Origin of the sequence: Arthrobacter sp. MSA 4-2 (genome assembly GCF_016405885.1) — a bacterium.
GTDB lineage: Bacteria > Actinomycetota > Actinomycetes > Actinomycetales > Micrococcaceae > Arthrobacter_D.
Map to the genome: position 1 here is coordinate 162,688 of NZ_JAEKGC010000006.1, position 17,649 is coordinate 180,336.

The 17,649-nt window shown below is 70.9% G+C and carries 18 protein-coding genes; 7 read left to right on the plus strand and 11 right to left on the minus strand.

The genetic code is table 11. The features are described 5' to 3' along the window. Positions 1 to 29 precede the first annotated feature (29 nt). Positions 30 to 437, minus strand: a complete 408-nt coding sequence (locus I6N91_RS08595) for an MGMT family protein (protein WP_198812159.1) — start codon at positions 435 to 437, stop codon at positions 30 to 32. A 64-nt stretch (positions 438 to 501) separates the two neighbouring features. Here I6N91_RS08595 and I6N91_RS08600 point away from each other — a divergent pair, with 64 nt between their 5' ends. The 4 genes from I6N91_RS08600 to I6N91_RS08615 all read left to right on the plus strand — a co-directional run bounded on the left by I6N91_RS08600 (position 502) and on the right by I6N91_RS08615 (position 4,217). Further along, a complete protein-coding gene (locus I6N91_RS08600) occupies positions 502 to 1,215 on the plus strand; it encodes a 3'-5' exonuclease (protein WP_198812160.1) in 714 nt (237 codons plus the stop codon). A 251-nt stretch (positions 1,216 to 1,466) separates the two neighbouring features. After that, positions 1,467 to 2,474 carry a methionine ABC transporter ATP-binding protein gene (locus tag I6N91_RS08605; protein WP_198812161.1) on the plus strand — a complete coding sequence of 336 codons (1,008 nt, stop codon included), beginning with the start codon at positions 1,467 to 1,469 and terminating at the stop codon, positions 2,472 to 2,474. Beyond that, the gene (locus tag I6N91_RS08610) at positions 2,471 to 3,214 is read left to right on the plus strand and encodes a methionine ABC transporter permease (RefSeq protein ID WP_198812162.1); all 744 of its coding nucleotides are present in this window, start codon (positions 2,471 to 2,473) and stop codon (positions 3,212 to 3,214) included. Before I6N91_RS08605 ends, I6N91_RS08610 begins: the two co-directional genes overlap by 4 nt. Before the next feature lie 160 nt (positions 3,215 to 3,374). After that, positions 3,375 to 4,217 carry a MetQ/NlpA family ABC transporter substrate-binding protein gene (locus I6N91_RS08615; protein ID WP_198812163.1) on the plus strand — a complete coding sequence of 281 codons (843 nt, stop codon included), beginning with the start codon at positions 3,375 to 3,377 and terminating at the stop codon, positions 4,215 to 4,217. Between the two features lie 96 nt (positions 4,218 to 4,313). On the opposite strand, the gene hemL is transcribed toward I6N91_RS08615, so the two are convergent. The 8 genes from hemL to hemE all read right to left on the minus strand — a co-directional run bounded on the left by hemL (position 4,314) and on the right by hemE (position 12,989). After that, positions 4,314 to 5,636: a glutamate-1-semialdehyde 2,1-aminomutase gene (gene hemL, locus I6N91_RS08620; protein WP_198812164.1), complete on the minus strand. Its 1,323-nt coding sequence runs from the start codon at positions 5,634 to 5,636 to the stop codon at positions 4,314 to 4,316. A gap of 11 nt (positions 5,637 to 5,647) precedes the next feature. Further along, complete coding sequence (gene hemB / locus I6N91_RS08625; protein ID WP_198812165.1) at positions 5,648 to 6,634, minus strand: porphobilinogen synthase; 987 nt, start codon at positions 6,632 to 6,634, stop codon at positions 5,648 to 5,650. Next, positions 6,631 to 7,503 carry a uroporphyrinogen-III synthase gene (locus tag I6N91_RS08630; RefSeq protein WP_198812166.1) on the minus strand — a complete coding sequence of 291 codons (873 nt, stop codon included), beginning with the start codon at positions 7,501 to 7,503 and terminating at the stop codon, positions 6,631 to 6,633. The genes hemB and I6N91_RS08630 overlap by 4 nt, the downstream gene beginning before the upstream one ends. Before the next feature lie 5 nt (positions 7,504 to 7,508). Continuing rightward, the gene (hemC, locus tag I6N91_RS08635) at positions 7,509 to 8,453 is read right to left on the minus strand and encodes a hydroxymethylbilane synthase (RefSeq protein ID WP_198812167.1); all 945 of its coding nucleotides are present in this window, start codon (positions 8,451 to 8,453) and stop codon (positions 7,509 to 7,511) included. After that, positions 8,453 to 9,607 (minus strand): ferrochelatase, encoded by a 1,155-nt coding sequence (locus tag I6N91_RS08640; RefSeq protein ID WP_198812248.1) that lies wholly within the window; start codon positions 9,605 to 9,607, stop codon positions 8,453 to 8,455. Before I6N91_RS08640 ends, hemC begins: the two co-directional genes overlap by 1 nt. Positions 9,608 to 9,651: 44 nt before the next feature. Next, complete coding sequence (gene hemQ, locus I6N91_RS08645; RefSeq protein ID WP_198812168.1) at positions 9,652 to 10,377, minus strand: hydrogen peroxide-dependent heme synthase; 726 nt, start codon at positions 10,375 to 10,377, stop codon at positions 9,652 to 9,654. 72 nt (positions 10,378 to 10,449) lie between these two features. After that, positions 10,450 to 11,925, minus strand: a complete 1,476-nt coding sequence (gene hemG, locus I6N91_RS08650; RefSeq protein ID WP_198812169.1) for a protoporphyrinogen oxidase — start codon at positions 11,923 to 11,925, stop codon at positions 10,450 to 10,452. Positions 11,926 to 11,927: 2 nt separating this feature from the next. After that, positions 11,928 to 12,989 carry a uroporphyrinogen decarboxylase gene (gene hemE / locus I6N91_RS08655; RefSeq protein ID WP_198812170.1) on the minus strand — a complete coding sequence of 354 codons (1,062 nt, stop codon included), beginning with the start codon at positions 12,987 to 12,989 and terminating at the stop codon, positions 11,928 to 11,930. Positions 12,990 to 13,172: 183 nt separating this feature from the next. On the opposite strand from hemE, the gene I6N91_RS08660 reads away from it, so the two are divergent. Further along, positions 13,173 to 14,570 carry a glutamyl-tRNA reductase gene (locus tag I6N91_RS08660; protein WP_198812171.1) on the plus strand — a complete coding sequence of 466 codons (1,398 nt, stop codon included), beginning with the start codon at positions 13,173 to 13,175 and terminating at the stop codon, positions 14,568 to 14,570. Between the two features lie 32 nt (positions 14,571 to 14,602). On the opposite strand, the gene moeB is transcribed toward I6N91_RS08660, so the two are convergent. Then, the gene (gene moeB, locus I6N91_RS08665; RefSeq protein WP_198812172.1) at positions 14,603 to 15,796 is read right to left on the minus strand and encodes a molybdopterin-synthase adenylyltransferase MoeB; all 1,194 of its coding nucleotides are present in this window, start codon (positions 15,794 to 15,796) and stop codon (positions 14,603 to 14,605) included. A 106-nt stretch (positions 15,797 to 15,902) separates the two neighbouring features. Here moeB and I6N91_RS08670 point away from each other — a divergent pair, with 106 nt between their 5' ends. Continuing rightward, complete coding sequence (locus I6N91_RS08670; protein ID WP_307843292.1) at positions 15,903 to 16,523, plus strand: TetR/AcrR family transcriptional regulator; 621 nt, start codon at positions 15,903 to 15,905, stop codon at positions 16,521 to 16,523. 47 nt (positions 16,524 to 16,570) lie between these two features. Continuing rightward, on the plus strand, positions 16,571 to 16,795 hold the full coding sequence (locus I6N91_RS08675; protein WP_198812174.1) for a DUF3107 domain-containing protein: 225 nt from the start codon (positions 16,571 to 16,573) through the stop codon (positions 16,793 to 16,795). A gap of 50 nt (positions 16,796 to 16,845) precedes the next feature. Here the strand turns inward: I6N91_RS08675 and I6N91_RS08680 are convergent, their stop codons facing one another. Further along, complete coding sequence (locus tag I6N91_RS08680; protein ID WP_198812175.1) at positions 16,846 to 17,580, minus strand: ferritin-like fold-containing protein; 735 nt, start codon at positions 17,578 to 17,580, stop codon at positions 16,846 to 16,848. Between the last annotated feature and the right edge of the window lie 69 nt (positions 17,581 to 17,649).

A 17,649-nucleotide genomic window follows, 5' to 3' on the forward strand; every position in this document is an offset into this window, starting at 1 on the left:
CCTTAAGCCCATCACGAGGTACCGACAATTCAGGCGAGGGTCGGCGCTGTGTCGGTCTCCGACTGCCCACGCAGCCGCTCCCGGATCCGCGTCAGCTCCCCCAGCTCCTCCGCCGAGGGGGTCCACCGGGCGGAGCGGAGGTCGACGGCGTAGTCGCCGTCCCGCTCCGGGCCGCCCCGGGCCGCGCGCAGCGGGGTACCCTCGGCGGTGTAGTGGGGGTGGGCCTCCCGGGCGAGCCCGCGGGGAGGGAATCCGCCCGCCCGGATCACCCGCCACCAGGGCACCGCCGATCCGCTGCGGCTCATCGCCGCTCCGACCTGCCGCGGCCCGCCGCTCTCGAGCAGTTCGGCGATATCCCCGTAGGTCAACACGAACGCCGGAGGGATGAGCCGGGCCACGTCGAGCACCGACTCCTGGTAGTCGGCAGCGCTCCTCATGGTTTCAAGCCTAGCCGGAGCGTCGCCGCCGGAAACGTGGGTGGCTGCCGTTAGCGTGGAATCCATGACCAGCTGGCACTCCCTCCCCCGGGCAGGGTTCGACCTCGAAACCACCGGGCGCGATCCGTTGGACGCCCGAATCGTCACGGCCTCCATCCTGGTTGTGGACGGCGGCGGATCCGTCGTCGAGCAGCATGAGTGGCTTGCCGATCCGGCGGTGGACATCCCGGACGAAGCGGCGGCAATCCACGGCATCAGCACCGCCTACGCGCGGGCCCACGGCCAGCCGGCAGGCACTGTGGTGGCAGAGGCGGCGGCGGTCCTGCGGCGGCTGTTCTCCTCCGGGGTGCCCGTGCTGGCGTTCAACGCCCGGTACGACTTCACGGTCCTTGCCCGCGAGAGCGCCCGGTACGGGATCGACGCGCCCACTCCGTCACCGGTGCTCGACCCGTATGTGATGGACAAGCAGGTTGACCGCTACCGGCGCGGCAAGCGGACCCTGACGGCTCTGTGCGGGCACTACGGCATCGAGTTCGAAAACGCCCACACCTCAGCCGCCGACGTGCTGGCCACCCTGCGCGTCGCCGAAACCCTCGCGGCCCGCTATCCGACCCTCGCCCGCCCCGCCGGAGACCTGCACGAAGCACAGGTGGTGTGGGCCGACCGTCAGGCCGCGAGCCTTGAGGAGTACCTGCGGCGCGCCGATCCGGAAGTGGTCGTGGAGCGCGCCTGGCCCGTGATTCCCGACCCGGCGGAGACCCTCCTCGTCGCCGGCTGAGCCGGCCCGGCGCACTGAACGGCCCGGAACGGAGTTCCGGAGCACCCGAAAGAGGTTCCGGAAGGACCCCGGAGCGGCCGGAGCAGGGCCAAGAGAGGGACGGGCTCCAACTTTTTTACGGTGCATGACGCGCGCCGGTGTGATCCCGCACACACAATTTCGCCGGCCCTTTGGTCCATGCGACCATCGAAGGGTTACCCAAGTGCCGCAGCGCCGCGCCGAATCCATTTCCAGCCAAGCCATGAGGATCCATGATTACGGTTACTGAGCTGCGCAAGTCCTACCGCCAGGGCGGACGGACCATTGACGCCCTCGACGGGGTCAGCCTTGAGGTTCCGCGCGGAACGATTCACGGCGTCATCGGTCATTCCGGAGCCGGCAAGTCGACACTGGTCCGCTGCCTGACCCTGCTCGACCGCCCCACGTCCGGCTCGGTCTCCATCGACGGCCGGGACCTCACCTCCGTCAAGGACTCAGAGGTGCGTTCTGCGCGCCGCCGGATCGGCATGGTCTTCCAGCACGCCAACCTCCTCGACTCGCGCACGGCCGCGGGCAACGTCGCCCTGCCACTGGAACTGGTGCGGCTCTCCAAGAGCGAGAAAGACGCGAAGGTCGCCCGACTGCTCGGCCTCGTCGGCCTTGCGGAGTTCGCGGACGCCTACCCTTCCCAGCTCTCCGGCGGCCAGCGGCAGCGGGTGGGCATCGCGAGGGCGCTCGCCGCGGATCCGACGGTACTGCTGTGCGACGAGCCGACTTCGGCCCTCGACCCGGCCACGACCGATGAGATCCTCGACCTTATCCGTGAGCTGGCGGACACCCTCGGCCTGACCGTCCTGATCATCACCCACGAAATGAACGTCGTGAAACGGATCTGCGACTCCGTCTCGTTGCTGGAGAAGGGCCGCGTTGTCGAACAGGGCCCTCTGCGCGAGGTGGCCGGTTCCCTCAACGGAAGGCTGGTCCAGGCGCTGCTGCCGCTGCCGCCCCATATCCCGTCCGGCACCGGCCCTGTACTCGACCTGCTCACGGCGGGCGGCTCCGGCTCGGGCCCGGTGCTCTCCGAACTCTCCCGGCGCTTCTCCCTCGACGTGACCCTGCTTGCCGGAAGCGTCGAAACACTCGCCGGCGAGCAGTTCTCACGGATGCGCGTGGGGCTGGCTCCGGCCTCGGAGGACAATGCTCCGGCCGAACCCCTTGAATTGAACGAAGTGGTATCCCATCTTCGGGCCCGCGGAGTCACGGTGGAGGTAGCGGCATGAATTTCCTTGAGGAGATCGTAAACAATCCCGGGCTGACCGAGGCGCTGCCCACGGAGTTCGGCGCAACGCTTCAGATGATCAGCATCTCCGGTTTCTTCACGGTGCTCATCGGACTCCCCCTCGGGGTCTTCCTCATCGCTAGTGCGCCGGGCGGACTCCGCCCGATGCCGGTGACCCACCGCATCCTCTCGGATGTGGTCGTGAACATCACGCGCTCGGTCCCGTTCGCGATCCTGATGGTCTCCCTCATTCCGCTGGCGCGCCTGATCACCGGCACCTCGATCGGCCCGATCGCGGCCTCGGTGTCGCTGAGCATCGGCAGCATCCCGTTCTTCGCCCGGATCGTCGAGACGAGCCTGCGCGACGTCGCCGCCGGCAAGATCGACGCAGCCCTGGTGATGGGATCCACCCGCATGCAGGTAATCCGCAAGGTGCTCCTCCCCGAGGCCCTGCCCGGACTTATCGCCGGTTTCACCTCGACCCTCGTCGCCCTCGTCGGATACTCGGCGATGGCCGGCATCATCGGGGGCGGCGGCCTGGGCCGGCTTGCCTACAACTACGGGCTCCAGCGCTTCGACACCACCGTGATGGTGGTGATCATCGTGATCATCGTCGCGATCGTCCAGCTGATCCAGCTGGCCGGGGACCGGGCCATGGCCCGGGTGGACCACCGCAACGCCGCCACCGCGGGGGCGGGACGGCGCCGCCGGCGCGCCCCGGCCGTCGAGGTCTCCGCCTAGGCAGATCCCACACTTCACCAGGTCTCGACCCACGCGGGTCGACCGATGCAGGTTTCCGCATGCCGGACCACCATCCGGCCGCTGCGGTTCGGCAGCCAGTAGCCGCTAGCTGCCCCGTTTCCGGCCCCTGGGCGCCGGACCTCCGAAAGGAAACGCACCCGTGCGTAAACTGCTCTCCCTTGCCGCCACCGGCCTCGCAGCCACCCTCACGCTCTCCGCCTGCGGCGCCTCCGCGGCCGAAAGCGAAACCGTCGAATCCCTGGATCCGGCCAACCCTGTCACCGTGACCGTCGGGGCCAGCCCGCTGCCCCACGCCCGCATCCTCGAATTCGTCGACGAGAACCTTGCCGAGGAAAGCGGAATCGACCTCGACATCGTCGAGTTCGACGACTACACCACCCCGAACATCGCACTGAAGGACGGGGACCTCGACGCCAACTACTTCCAGCACCTGCCCTACTTCGAGCAGCAGGTGGAGGGCCAGGGCTACGAGTTCTCCCACGGGGAGGGCGTCCACATCGAGCCGTACGCCGCCTTCTCGGAGAAGCACGACGACGTCTCGGAGCTTCCCGAGGGCGCCCGGATCGCCATCACCAACGACCCCTCGAACCAGGCCCGCGCGCTGACCCTGCTGCAGGAAGCCGGGCTGCTGACTGGCATCGAGGAGGACGCCTCGGTCCTCGCGCTCACCGACGCGCAGAACCCGAACGGCTACGAGTTCGTCGAGAACCAGCCGGAACTGCTGCTCAACGACGTCAAGGACCCGTCGGTGGACCTGGCAATCATCAACGGCAACTACATCCTCGACGCCGGGCTCAACACCGAGGACGCCCTGATCGTGGAGTCGACGGAGGAGAACCCGTACGCGAACTTCCTGGCCTGGAACACCTCGTCCGAGGGTGATGCTCGGATCGAAAAGCTCGACGAGCTGCTCCACTCCGACGAGGTCCGTGCCTTCATCGAGGAGCAGTGGCCCAGCGGAGACGTCACCCCCGCCTTCTAGGCCGTACCTCCCCGCTTAAACATCCACTGCGCAGTAATGCCGGGCCCCGAGGGGTCTTTCCGGGAATTACTGCGCAGTGGATGCATTTAAGGCTCCCTAGGCTGGCTGGGCGGCCGCCGCGGCCTTGGCCGCCGCCGGCAGCGCCGCGAAGATCTCCTCCATGGCGGCGTCGTCGTGCGCCGCGGAGAGGAACCACGCCTCGAACACCGACGGCGGCAGATATACACCCGAGTCGAGCATCGAGTGGAAGAACGGCCCGTAGCGGAAGGCCTCCTGGGCCTGGGCGTCGGCGTAGCTGCTCACTCCCCGCTCGGAGGTGCCGAAGGCGACGCTGAAGAGGTTTCCGGCGCGCTGGATCGAGTGGTCCACCCCTGCACGGTTCAGCTCCTCCGAGAGCGCGGTCGAGAGTTCAAGGGAGCGGGCGTCGACGTGACGGTAGACCTCGTCGGTCGCGGCCGTCAGCGTGGCGACGCCGGCGGCCATGGCCAGCGGGTTCCCGGAGAGGGTCCCGGCCTGGTAGACCGGCCCGATCGGGGCGAGATGGTTCATGACGTCGGCGCGGCCGCCCAGGGCCGCCGCGGGGATGCCGCCGCCGATCACCTTGCCGAAGGTCAGCAGGTCCGGCGTCCACGGCTCGGCGGCGTCGGGCGCTCCGCCCGTCAGCTTCCAGTACCCGCCGGGGTGGGTCCGGAACCCGGTCATCACCTCGTCGACGATGAACAGGGCGCCGTGTTCGGTGGTGATGCGGGACAGGAAGGCGTTGAACCCCTCACCCGGGGTCACGACGCCCATATTCGCGGGCGCCGCCTCGGTGATCACGGCGGCGATCCGATCACCTTGTTCGCGGAACGCCTCCTCGACGGCGGCGGTGTCGTTGTAGGGAAGCACCAGGGTCTCGGCGGTCGTCGCCTCGGTCACCCCGGCCGAGCCCGGCAGCGCGAGGGTGGCCACCCCGGAACCGGCGGCGGCGAGCAGGCTGTCGACATGGCCGTGGTAGCAGCCGGCGAACTTGACGATCAGGCTGCGGCCGGTGAATCCGCGGGCCAGCCGCACCGCCGTCATGGTGGCCTCGGTGCCGGTGGAGACCATGCGCAGCAGTTCGACCGCGGGAACGCGCTCCTTCACCAGCTCGGCGAGGTCGGCCTCCGCGGGGGTGGAGGCCCCGAAGGTGAGCCCGTGATCGACGGCGCGGTGCACCGCCTCGATCACCGCCGGGTGGGAGTGTCCGAGCAGCGCCGGACCCCAGGAGCCGACGAGGTCGACGTAGGTCTTCCCGTCGGCGTCAGTGACGCGGGCGCCGTGGGCGTCGACGAGGAAGCGCGGGATGCCGCCGACCGAGCCGAAGGCCCGCACGGGCGAGTTGACGCCGCCGGGCATGAGGGCACGGGCGCGGTCGTACAGTTCTTCCGAGGTGCTCATTGTCTCTTCCTTCAGCTGCGGGTTTCGTTGAGCCAGAGCGCCAGCTCCGAGGCCCAGTAGGTCAGGATCATGTCGGCGCCCGCACGGCGGATGCCGAGGACGGACTCCTCGATGGCCCGGCGCCGGTCGATCCAGCCGTTCGCGGCGGCCGCTTCGATCATGGCGTACTCCCCCGAGACCTGGTAGGCGGCCACGGGAACCGGTGACATCGCGGCGACGTCGGCCAGGATGTCGAGGTAGCTCATGGCGGGCTTGACCATGACCATGTCGGCGCCTTCCTCGAGGTCCAGTTCGACCTCGAGCAGCGCCTCGCGCCGGTTCGCGGCGTCCATCTGGTAGGTGCGGCGGTCGCCCTTGAGCTGGGAGTCGACGGCCTCCCGGAAGGGCCCGTAGAAGGCCGAGGCGTACTTCGCCGAGTACGCCAGCACGCCGGTGGCGGCGTGTCCGGCGGCGTCGAGGACCTGGCGGATCACGGCGACCTGACCGTCCATCATGCCCGAGGGGCCGAGCACGTGCGCCCCGGCGTTGGCCTGCTCCACGGCCATCTGCGCGTAGACGGCCAGGGTGGCGTCGTTGTCGACCGACCCGTCCGGCGCGAGGACGCCGCAGTGACCGTGGTCGGTGAACTCGTCGAGGCAGACGTCGCTCATGACCACGAGGTCGTCGCCCACCTCGGCGCGCACGTCGGCGATGGCGCGGTTGAGGACGCCGTCGGGGTCGATCCCCGCGCTGCCGGTGGCGTCACGGCGGGCCGGGATGCCGAAGAGCATGATGCCGCCGACGCCGAGGCTCACGGCCTCGGCGGCGGCACGCCGGAGCGTGTCGGTGGTGTGCTGGACGACGCCGGGCATCGAGGAGATGGGCGCGGGCTCGGTCAGGCCCTCGCGGATGAAGGCCGGGAGGATGAGGTCGGCGGGGCTGAGCCGGTGCTCGGCGGTGAGCCGGCGCATCGCCGGGGTGGTGCGCAGCCGGCGCGGCCGGTGCTGGGGGAAGCTCATGGGGTGACTCCGTTCGTCGGCGATGGTGGTGGCGGGGCGACGGCGCCGGCGACGGCATCGGCGACGCCGCGGGGGGTCGGTGCGTCGGCGGTGGCGGCGAGCCGCAGCCCCACCCGGGCGGCTTCGGCCGCCGTGCTGGGTCCGATGGCGACGGCGGCCAGGCCGTTCGGGGGTGCGCCGTCCAGCAGGGCGGAGAACCGGCGTGCCGTGCTGGGCGAGGTGAGCACCACGGCGTGGACGCCTTCGGCCGCCAGTTGCCGGTAGGCGGCGGCGTCGAGCACTTCCGGCGCGGAGGGCGGCGGCGTTTCGGCCTCCGAGAGGCGGAGCGCGGGATCGGCCGGGTAGTCGACGGTGCGGTACGCCTCGATCCGGTCCACCCGCCACGCCCTGCCGGAGAGGCCTACGTCGAGCGCGTCGTCGGCCAGGGACGCCTGCGGCAGCAGCAGCGCCCCGGGTCCGGGAGGAAGTTCGGCGAGCAGGCCCTGGGCGGAGCTGTTCCGGGCGGTCAGCGACACCGGAACCCCGGCGCGGGACAGTGCGGCCGCCGTAGCCTCCCCGACCGCGGCGGCCCGGGTACCGGCGGGCACGGCGCCGGCCAGCGTTGAGCCGGTGCGCCGGGTGCAGGCTTCGAGGGCCGTGACCGTGGTGGCGCTGGTGACCACGAGCCAGTCGTACCCGCCCGCGGCGAGCCGCTCCAGGGCCCGCTCGAGCGGGGCCGGATCGGCGGGCCGCTCGAAGTCGATCAGCGGCAGGCAGAACGGGAGCGCCCCGCGCCGGGCGAGTTCCTCCCCGAAGTCCACCGACCGGCCCGGGGTGCGCAGCAGGACCACCCGGAGGCCGTCGAGGTTCTGGCTGTCGGGCAACTGCATGGTCCTCAGGCGCTGAGGGGCGCGATCCGGGCGGCCCCCGCCTCGAGCAGCTCCTCGGCGAGGGACACCCCGAGCCGGGCGGCAGCCTCGGGCCCCTCGTTGGGGGCGGAGCGGCTGCGCCGGAGCAGGTGGCGCCCGTCGAGGCTGGCCACCACCGCCTCAAGGGTCAGCGTGTCACCCTGCACCGAGCCGAGCGCTCCGATCGGGGCTGAACATCCAGCCTCGAGCCGCAGCAGCACCGCGCGCTCGGCGGTGACGGCGGCCCGGGTCTCGGCGTGGTCGTAGGCGGCCAGTGCTGCACCGAGGCCGTCTTCCTCGTCACCGGTCCGGAACTCCACGGCCAGGGCGCCCTGCCCGGGAGCGGGAAGCATGACCGCCGGGTCGATGTACTCGGTGATGGCGGCGTCCCGGCCCAGCCGGTGCAGGCCCGCGGCGGCGAGGACCACGGCGTCCAGGTCTCCGGGACCGCTCTCGGCGCCGGCCACGCGGCCCAGCCGGGTGTCGACGTTGCCGCGGATGTCGACGACTTCGAGGCCGGGACGGGCGGCCCGGAGCTGCGCGGCGCGGCGCGGCGAGCCGGTGCCCACCCGGGCCCCGTCGGGCAGGGTGGCAAGGGTCAGGCCGTCGCGCGCGCACAGGGCGTCGCGGGTATCGGCGCGCTCGGGCACGGCGGCGACCCGGAGCCCCGGGGCGGGGGTGGTGGGGAGGTCCTTGAGCGAGTGCACAGCGAGGTCGCACCGGCCGTCGAGGAGCGCTTCGCGCAGCGCCACGACGAAGACCCCGGTACCGCCCATCTGGGACAGCGGCCCTTTCAGGACGTCGCCCTCGGTGCGGATCCGCACCAGTTCATAGTCCCGCCCCGCCAGTTCGGCGACCCGCTCGGCGACCGTGGTGGTCTGGGTGAGGGCCAGGGCGCTGCCCCGCGTCCCGACCCGGATTCCGGAAGACATCAGGAGCCGGGGTTGGGAAGGGGCGTTCCCACGGTCGAATCCACTGCGGCGACCGTCGGCTTCTCGCCGCGCCGGTTGGCGCAGCAGTTCGGCCGGCAGACATCGAACCAGGGGCCCAGCGCGGTGGCCGCGGGCCGATCGGCGATGTTGTTCTCGATGGTGCGCTCGGAGACGAGGTCGATCAGCCCGGCGACGAACTTCTCGTGGGTGGCGGGGGTCGGCACCCGGTCCGCCACCAGGTCCAGCTCACGGCAGGTCTCCAGCGCCTCCGTGTCGAGGTCCCAGGCCACCTCCATGTGGTCGCTGACGAAGCCCAGCGGCACGATCACGACCCCGCGGACCCCGGCTTCGGCGCGTTCGCGCAGCGCGTCGTTCACGTCGGGTTCGAGCCACGGGATGTGCGGGGCACCGGAACGGGACTGGTAGACCAGCGACCAGTCCACCCCTTCGGCCTCGGGGATACGGTCGAGGACCGCCTGGGCGGTGGCGAGGTGCTGGGCGACGTACGCGCCGTCCTCGTAGGCCGGGCCGCCGCCGGCGGCGCGGGGGCCGGAGGCCTCGGCGTCGCCGGTGGGGATCGAGTGGGTGGCGAACATGATGTGCACGGGCGCATCCGCTTCGCCGCGCCCGGCCAGTGAGGCGCGGACCTTCCGGAGGCCTTCGGTCACGCCTTCGACGAAGGGCTCGACGAAGCCGGGGTGGTCGAAGTACTGCCGGGTCTTGTCCACCTCGAGCAGGCCTTCGAGCCCGGTCTCCACCAGGGCCATGCCGAGGTCCTCGCGGTACTGACGGCAGCTCGAGTAGGAGGAGTAGGCGCTGGTGGTGACGGCGAGGATGCGCCGGTGCCCGGCGTCGTAGGCCTCGCGCAGCGTGTCGGCGATGAACGGGGCCCAGTTGCGGTTGCCCCAGTACACGGGGAGGTCGATGCCGCGCCGGCGGAGTTCGGCCTCCATGGCCGCCCGCAGCGCGCGGTTCTGCCCGTTGATCGGGCTGATCCCGCCGAACGCGCGGTAGTGGTGGGAGACCTCCTCGAGGCGCTCGTCGGGGATGCCGCGCCCGCGGGTGACGTTGCGCAGAAAGGGGAGCACGTCGTCCTGGCCCTCGGGCCCGCCGAAGGAGGCGAGGACGATCGCGTCGTAGTTCTTCGGGGCCATCCGGCCGGATTCGTCGACGCCGTCGAGCGGGTTGAAGGTCTGGGTCACTGGAGAACCTCTGCGATCTCTTCGGGGGTGATGCGCCGGCCGGTGTAGAACGGGACTTCCTCCCGCACGTGGCGGCGCGCTTCGGTTTCGCGCAGGTGGCGCATCAGGTCGACCAGGTCAACCAGTTCGGGGGCCTCGAGGGCGAGGATCCACTCCCAGTCCCCCAGCGCGAAGGAGGAGACGGTGTTGGAGATGACCTGCGGGTACTGCCGGCCCTTCATGCCGTGGTCGTAGAGCATTTCGCGGCGTTCCTCGGTGGGGAGGATGTACCAGTCGTAGGAGCGGACAAAGGGGTAGACGCAGACCCACTCCGCCGGCTCGACGCCCCGGGCGAACGCCGGGACATGGCTCTTGGAGAACTCGGCATCCCGGTGGACGCCCATGGCCGACCACGCGATGGAAGTGCCGGCAAAGGGTTCCGACCGGCGGATCCGCCGGACCGCGGCCTGCAGGTCCTCGGCGCGCGGACCGTGCAGCCACACCATCACGTCGGCGTCCTCGCGCATGGCCGAGACATCGTAGAAACCGCGCACCGTCACCCCGTTGCCGAGGGTACCCAGGACCTCCGTCAGCGGCAGGCCCGCGGCGCCGGTGCCCGAGCCGGCCCGCCGGAAGACCGTCCACAGGGTGAAGAACTGCGGCGTCTGCGGCTCGTCACCGGCGCTTCCTGATGATTCGGAGGAGGTGGTTGGGGAGACCCGGTCGCCGGTTAGCTCGCTCATGCTACTAGTCTGCCCCCTGCGCTGGAGCAAAGAAAATCTCGATGTTCTACAAGACGTAGAAAGTAATGAAGATCACAGGAGATCGCCCCGCGGCCCTTCGGGGAGGCCCAGTTCAGCTGCGAGCGCCCGCGCCCGGGCGGTCGCATCGTCGATGACCGACACCAGTCCGGTGCCGGCGATCCAGCCGCCCGTGACCTCGAGTGCCTCGAGCGGGCCCACCGCCGCCCGGAGCCTGGCCACGCGGTCGCGGTGCCCGACGGCGGCGTGTGGAAGGGCGCCGGCCCAGCGCACGACGTCCCAGGCGAGGACGTCGGCGGCCTCGAGCCGGACCCCGAGCAGCGCCGAGGCGTCGGTGAGGGCCTGGCGGAACAGGTCCTCGTCCCCTGTTGAGGCACCGGAATCCGCCGGGGAGTCCCCGGCCCGGCCGTAGGAGACCCGCAGGATGTGCGAACCCGGGCCCGCCTGCTCCCGCAGCCATTTCCATTTGGCGGTCGAGTGGGTCAGGGCCTTGGCCTGGACGCCTGCCACGCCGCGCGCCACCAGGACGCCGGTGCCGCGGGGGCTGGCGTCAAGTTCGGGCTGGTCGACGATCAGGGTGACCAGCGCGACGCCGGGCACGGGGTCCGGGCGTTCCACAGCGGCCTGCGGCAGCACCCCGGCGAGCAGGTCGACGGCGCCGGGGCCGTCGGCGGCCAGCACCACGGCGGAGGCGCTGACGCTGCGCTGGAGGGTCGAATGTTCGGTGGACACGGTCCACCCGCCTTCGGGTGCGCGCCGGAGGGCCCGGACGGTTTCGGAGGTGCGCAGGTCGGCCCCGCCGTCCCGCAGGGAGGCGACGAGGGCATCGCGCAGCTGGACCATGCCACCGCGCAGCCCGGCGACCGCGGAGCCGGCGGGTGCTGCCTGCCGCAGGGCGCCGGCGGCTGCGCCCAGAGAGCCGAGCCGGGCCATGGCCGGCCGCAGCCCCGGGGCGACGGAGTCGACGTCGAGCGTGTCGGGGTCGGCGGAGAAGACTCCCCCGGCGACGGGGGCCACCAGCCGGTTCAGGACCTCCTCGCCCATCCGGGCCCGCACGAGCTCGCCGAGGCTCACGCCCGGGCGGGTGGCCAGGGCGCCCGGCGGCAGCACCTTGTCCAGGGCGGCGCGCAGCGCTCCGGTCCGCCCGATCAGCGCGGCGGTCCCCGGGTCGGTGGGGTCCGCCGGGATGCCAAGGACGCCCGAGGCGGGCAGGGGGTGCGCGCCGGCCGGGAGGTCCCGCGCCGGCAGCTGCACCCACGCCCCGGGGGCGTCCGGGGTGACGATGAGGTCCTCGAGGTCGAGCTCGGCCGCGAGGGCGGGCACCGTGTCGGAACGGGTGGAGAAGGACTCGGCGCCGCTGTCGAGGATGAATCCGCCGAGTTCGCGGCCGCCGAGATTGCCCCCGAACCCGTCCGAGCGCTCGAGCACGGTAACCTGCGCCCCGCGCAGCATCAGCACGCGCGCCGCGACCAGGCCGGCGACGCCACCGCCGACGACGACGACTGCCGGACGTGCGGTGCCCTCGCCCATGGTCAGGGCTCCACCGAGTGGATCAGTTTCACCACGTGGGTCAGCACGTCCGGGTCGGTCTCCGGCGGCACGCCGTGGCCGAGGTTCACCACGTGCCCGGGCGCGGCCGCCCCGGCCTCGAGCACGGCCCGGACGTGCTGTTCGAGCACCGGCCAGGGGGCGCCGAGCAGGGCCGGGTCGATGTTGCCCTGGAGCGGGACGGTGCCGCCGAGCCTCCGGCTGGCCTCCGCCAGGTCCAGCCGGTAGTCGACGCCGATCACGTCGACGCCGACGTCGTGCATGGCTCCGAGCAGCTCGGAGGTTCCGGTGCCGAAGTGGATCAGCGGGGCCCCCAGCCCGCGGACGGCATCGAGGGCCCGGGCTGACGCGGGCGCCGCGTACGTGCGATAGTCGGCCAGTCCGAGGGAGCCGGCCCATGAATCGAAGAGCTGGGCGGCGCTCGCGCCGGCCTCGAGCTGGGCCCGCAGGAACCGCCCGGAGGCATCCGCCGCCCACTCGGCCAGCGCCTGCCAGGTCTCGGGGTCGGAATGCATCATGGTGCGCGGACCCAGGTGGTCGCGGGAGGGCTTGCCCTCAACCATGTAGGCGGCCAGGGTGAAGGGCGCCCCGGCGAAGCCGATCAGGGGGGTGCTGCCCAGTTCGGCGACCGTCAGGGCGACCGCGGCGCGGATCGGATCGAGGGCCTCGTCGGTGAGGACGGGAAGGGCGGCGACGTCGGCGGCCGTCCGGACCGGTGACCCCAGGACCGGGCCCACCCCCGGGACGATGTCGACATCGACCCCGGCGAGCTTGAGCGGGATCACGATGTCGGAGAAGAAGATCGCGGCGTCCACGTCGTGGCGGCGGACCGGCTGGAGGGTGATCTCGGCGGCCATCCCCGGGTCGAGGCAGGCCTCGAGCATCGCGGTTCCCTCGCGCAGCGCCCGGTACTCCGGCAGGGACCTTCCCGCCTGGCGCATGAACCAGACGGGACGGCGGGACGGTTTCCGCCCGCGGTAGGCCGCAATCAGCGGGGAATCTGCGGTGCGGCCGTCCACCAGCGGGTGGGATGCTCCAAGGGTCATACCCTGATTCTGCCCAAGATCCCGGGCGATGGTTAACCGGCGGGCGTTCCGGCGGGCAGCCGGGTGGTGAAAATCACGTACACCGGGTCCCGTGGAATTCCGCGGAAGTCCAATGAAATCAAGCCCGCACTTAGGGTTTCCTATTACCATCCGCAACCATCGGCTCGCTATGCTTGGGGAGCTGTGGTTCTACTTTCTCTCGTTGCGACTCACTCGAATGTGGACCTGGAAACCGTTGCCCGCCTGAGCGTGGGGGCGCCCCAGGTCCCTTCAGCCGTGCTCGCGGACGACCGCCCCGTGTCCGGCGCCGTGGTGCTCTCCACCTGCAACCGCTTCGAAATCTACTTCGAGGCCCCCTCCGAAGAGGACGTCGAGGCCGCCCGCTCCGCCATCATCTCCACCATCAGCAGCTACTCCGGCATCCCCGAGCCCTCCGTGTCCTCCGCCTTCGTCACCAAGAAGGGCGGCTCGGTCGCCAAGCATCTCTTCGCGGTGGGGGCCGGCCTCGATTCCGCCGTCGTCGGTGAGCGCGAAATCGCCGGCCAGGTCCGCCGCGCCCTGATCGAGGCACAGGCCTCGGGTGCGGCAAGCAAGGGCCTCGTGCGCCTCTTCCAGGCCGCCTCCCGCACGGCCAAGGACGTCGGGGCCCGTACCGTCCTCGGCAGCGACGGGCGCTCGATCGTCTCCGTGGCGCTCGAACTGGCCGGGGATATCTCCGGCAGCGCCGACTGGTCGCAGAAGTCGGTCGTCCTCTTCGGGACCGGCGCCTACGCCGGCGCGACCATGGCCCTGCTCAATGAGAAGGAGGCCGGCGAGGTCGCCGTATTCTCTTCCTCCGGACGCGCCGAGGCGTTCGTCGCCTCCCGCGGCGGCCACGCCCTTGACGCGGACAGCCTCGCCGGGGCGATCCGGGAGGCCGATGTGATCATCGGCTGCAGCGGCAGCGACGCCCGTATCGAGGCCTCGGACCTCGCGTCGATCCGGGAGGGCTCGTCGAACCCCCTGGTGGTCATCGACCTGGCGCTGAGCCATGACTTCGATCCCGCCGTCGCCAACCTCGACAATGTCGAGCTAATCACTCTGGAGTCCGTCCGGCTCGCCGCCCCCGAGGAGCAGGCCGAGACCCTGCGCCAGGCCGGTGAGCTGGTGCAGCAGGCGGCCGATGCCTTCGAGGAGCAGCAGAACACCAGGGCCATGGACGCCGCGATCGTCGCCCTGCGCAAACACACCCAGCAGGTGCTCGACGCGGAGATGAAGCGGGTGCGCTCACAGCACGGGTGCACCGCCGCGGCCGAGGAGGTCGAGCTCGCGCTGCGCCGGATGGTGCGCCAGCTGCTTCACACCCCAACCGTGCGCGCCCGCGAGCTCGCAGCGGAGGGACGCCAGGACGACTACACCGCGGCGCTCGAGGCCCTCTACGGCATCGATCTGCGCCCGACGGCCTCCCCTGAGCTGCCCGAGGCCCCCGCAGCGCTTTCACGCCCCGCGCTGCACCCAGCCGGCGTTCCGCACCCGGCCGGCAGTGGGGATCCCGCGCAGTGCCCGGTCAGCCACGAACCGCCCACTGCCGCCTCCGCCTGACCGCGCGGCGCGGTGGGTGCCACGCACCCCGGTCAGTAGACCGGCTGGCCCGGTTCGATCGCCGAGACCCAGGCCAGGATGCCGCCGTCGACGTTGAAGACCTGCCGGTGCCCCTGGCTGCGCAGGTGGCGCACCACCTCGGCCGAACGCCTGCCGGACTTGCAGTGCACGTAGACCGGCCGTGACGGTTCCGGGGTGTAGCCGCCGGCCAGCACCCGGTCCTTCGGAATCAGCTGCGCACCCTCGATCCGGACGATGCCGTACTCCCCGGGTTCCCGGACATCGATCAGGTCGAACGCCGCCTCGCCGCGTTCCCTGCCGCTCAGCAGCTCCGCAAGTTCCCGCACCCCGATCGACGGCACTTCCTCCTCCTCCGCCGGCGACAGTCCGCAGAACGCCTCGTAGTCCATCAGGGCCGTCACCGGCGTAGCCGTGGGGTCCCTGCGCACCGTGATTTCCTGCCACGACATATCGAGGGCGTTGAAGATCAGCACCCGGCCCAGCAGCGTTCTGCCGACACCGGTGATGAGCTTGACCGCCTCGGTACCCATGAGGGAGCCGATCGACGCGCACAGGACGCCGAGGACCCCGCCCTCGGCGCAGGAGGGAACCGATCCGGGCGGCGGGGCCTCCGGGTAAAGGTCCCGGTAACCGGGGCCGTGCTTCTCCCAGAACACGCTCACCTGCCCGTCGAAGCGCAGGATGGAGCCCCACACGTAGGGCTTGCCGAGCAGCGCGGCGGCATCGTTGACGAGGTAGCGGGTGGCGAAATTGTCGGTGCCGTCCACCGCGAGGTCGTACCCGCCCAGCAGCTCAAGGGCGTTGGCGGAGGTCAGGCGTTCGGGGTGCAGGACCACCTCGACGAGCGGGTTGATCTGAGCCAGGCTGCGCTGCGCGGAAGCGGCCTTGAGGTCGCCCAGGTCGCCCACCCCATGGATCACCTGGCGCTGCAGGTTCGAGATCTCGACGGTGTCGTCGTCGACGATGCCCAGGGTGCCCACGCCGGCGGCGGCCAGGTACTGCAGGACGGGCGAGCCGAGCCCTCCGGCGCCGATCACCAGCACCCGGGCGTTCTTGAGCCGCCGCTGCGCCTCCAGGCCGAACTCGGGGATCAAAAGATGCCGCGAATAGCGGACCATCTCCTCCTGAGTGAGTTCCGGGTGCGGGTCGACCAGCGGCGGCAGCGGAGGAAGCGGCGTGCCAGTGGCGCGGTGGTGTGCGCTCATGCCTTCAATGTATGCCCGCACCGCCTGCGCTGCCAGCCGAATCGGCCCCCGGGAGCACCGTAGGTAAACTGAACCGTACGGAACTCCAGAACAGAGGTTGCAGGTTGTGAGCGCAGAGGCTTCACCGAATGGAAAAGCGCTGCGGCTGCCGCGCGACGAGCGCCGCCGCCAGCTCCTGAACGCCGCGCACGAGGTCTTCGTGGCCCACGGTTTCCACGGCGCTGCGATGGACGACATCGCCGAGGCCGCAAAGGTCAGCAAGCCGGTGCTGTACCAGCACTTCCCCGGCAAGCGGGAGCTCTACCTGGCGCTGCTGGAGAACCACCTCGCCGAACTCACAGACCTGCTCATGGAGGCGCTCCGCTCCACCGGGGACAACAAGGTTCGGGTGCAGGCCACCATGCGCGCCTATTTCTCCTTCATCGCCCGTGACAGCAAGGCCCACCGGCTGGTGTTCGAGTCCGATGTCAGCAACGACCCCGAGGTCAGCGCCCGCCTAGAGGCGTTCAACGCCCACTTCGCCAATGCCATCGCCGAGGTCATCGCCGGGGACACTCAGCTGTCCATGGTGGAGGCCACCCTGCTCGGACGCGGCCTGGCCGGCATGGCGCAGATCAGCGCCCGGTTCTGGCTCGAAACCGACGGGACCCTCGACATCGAAACGGCCAGTGAGCTGATCTACCGTTTAGCTTGGCGCGGAATTAGTCGGTTCCCCAAGGAGATCTAGAGTAGGTTTCCAAGGGCTAAAGGTTCACTACACAGGAGGCACCCGCCGTGGAAATTAAGATCGGTATTCAGAACGTCAACAGGGAGATTGTTCTGGAGTCCTCCGAAAGCGCCGATGCGATTGCGGAGGTGGTCGCCTCGGCGATGAACGGCGGCTCCGAACTCCGGCTCACCGATTCCAAGGGCCGCACGGTGATCGTCCCGTCGACGGTCCTCGGGTACGTCGAGATCGGCGCCGAAGAGCAGCGCCGCGTCGGCTTCGGGGCTCTCTAGGGCCCACCTTCCGCCCCGGCCCGCCACCGGCGGGCCGGGCCCTCGGGCCGTCAGGCCGTCAGGCCCAGGGCGCTCATCCTGCGCGAATGGTTGCGCGTGAGCTGGGCAAACAGCGCTGTCGTATGGGCGGCCGGGTCGGTCGTGTCGGCGAACAGCAGCCCGCCGAGGAATTCGCGCTCAATGCCGATCCGCTGGGCCTGGGTCAGGGCCTCCCCCACCAGCCGGCGCCCCCACAGGGCCAGCCGCGAGGCGAGCCGCGGATCGTCGGCGAGCGCCTCCTTCAGGCGCCGCCCGAGCAGCGCGGTGTCGTCGTCGGCGTCGATCCTGCCGATCAGCCCACGGGTCTCGGTATCCAGCCGGTCCGCCAGGGCCCGGTAAAAATCGCCGGAGATCGCATCGATCACGTACGCCTTCATCAGGGACTCGAACCAGTCGGCGGGCCGGGTCCGCTCGTGGAAGGCATCCACCGAGGCCACGAACGGCGCCATGGCCTGCTCCACGTCGATCCCCCGGGCTGCGAGGTGGCTGCTGACCAGCTCGAAATGCGCAAACTCCTGCACCGCCAGTCGCCCGATGCCGGCCCGGTCGGCAAGGGTCGGGGAGAACCTCGCGTCCGAGGAAAGCCGTTCGAATCCGGAAAGCTCCCCGTAGGCGATCACCCCCAGCAGATCCGCGATGAAGCGGGCGTAACGGGGGTTTTGGACCCGGTCCGGGTCGGCTGCTGCGAAGGAGGTTTCGGCTCCATCGGGGCCGGGCTGAACGCCTTCGTTCGTGCGGTTGTTCATTCTCCTAACACTACAGAAGGCCCGGCCGTGCCGGGCCTCCCTGCCCCCGCCGCCCGATGATGCGGCGCC

Coding starts and splice junctions, on each gene's coding strand:
- I6N91_RS08595 (WP_198812159.1), bottom strand. CDS start 437: ATGAGGAGCGCTGCCGACTACCAGGAGTCGGTGCTCGACGTGGCCCGG.
- I6N91_RS08600 (WP_198812160.1), top strand. CDS start 502: ATGACCAGCTGGCACTCCCTCCCCCGGGCAGGGTTCGACCTCGAAACC.
- I6N91_RS08605 (WP_198812161.1), top strand. CDS start 1,467: ATGATTACGGTTACTGAGCTGCGCAAGTCCTACCGCCAGGGCGGACGG.
- I6N91_RS08610 (WP_198812162.1), top strand. CDS start 2,471: ATGAATTTCCTTGAGGAGATCGTAAACAATCCCGGGCTGACCGAGGCG.
- hemL (WP_198812164.1), bottom strand. CDS start 5,636: ATGAGCACCTCGGAAGAACTGTACGACCGCGCCCGTGCCCTCATGCCC.
- hemB (WP_198812165.1), bottom strand. CDS start 6,634: ATGAGCTTCCCCCAGCACCGGCCGCGCCGGCTGCGCACCACCCCGGCG.
- I6N91_RS08630 (WP_198812166.1), bottom strand. CDS start 7,503: ATGCAGTTGCCCGACAGCCAGAACCTCGACGGCCTCCGGGTGGTCCTG.
- hemC (WP_198812167.1), bottom strand. CDS start 8,453: ATGTCTTCCGGAATCCGGGTCGGGACGCGGGGCAGCGCCCTGGCCCTC.
- I6N91_RS08640 (WP_198812248.1), bottom strand. CDS start 9,607: ATGGCCCCGAAGAACTACGACGCGATCGTCCTCGCCTCCTTCGGCGGG.
- hemQ (WP_198812168.1), bottom strand. CDS start 10,377: ATGAGCGAGCTAACCGGCGACCGGGTCTCCCCAACCACCTCCTCCGAA.
- hemG (WP_198812169.1), bottom strand. CDS start 11,925: ATGGGCGAGGGCACCGCACGTCCGGCAGTCGTCGTCGTCGGCGGTGGC.
- hemE (WP_198812170.1), bottom strand. CDS start 12,989: ATGACCCTTGGAGCATCCCACCCGCTGGTGGACGGCCGCACCGCAGAT.
- moeB (WP_198812172.1), bottom strand. CDS start 15,796: ATGAGCGCACACCACCGCGCCACTGGCACGCCGCTTCCTCCGCTGCCG.
- I6N91_RS08680 (WP_198812175.1), bottom strand. CDS start 17,580: ATGAACAACCGCACGAACGAAGGCGTTCAGCCCGGCCCCGATGGAGCC.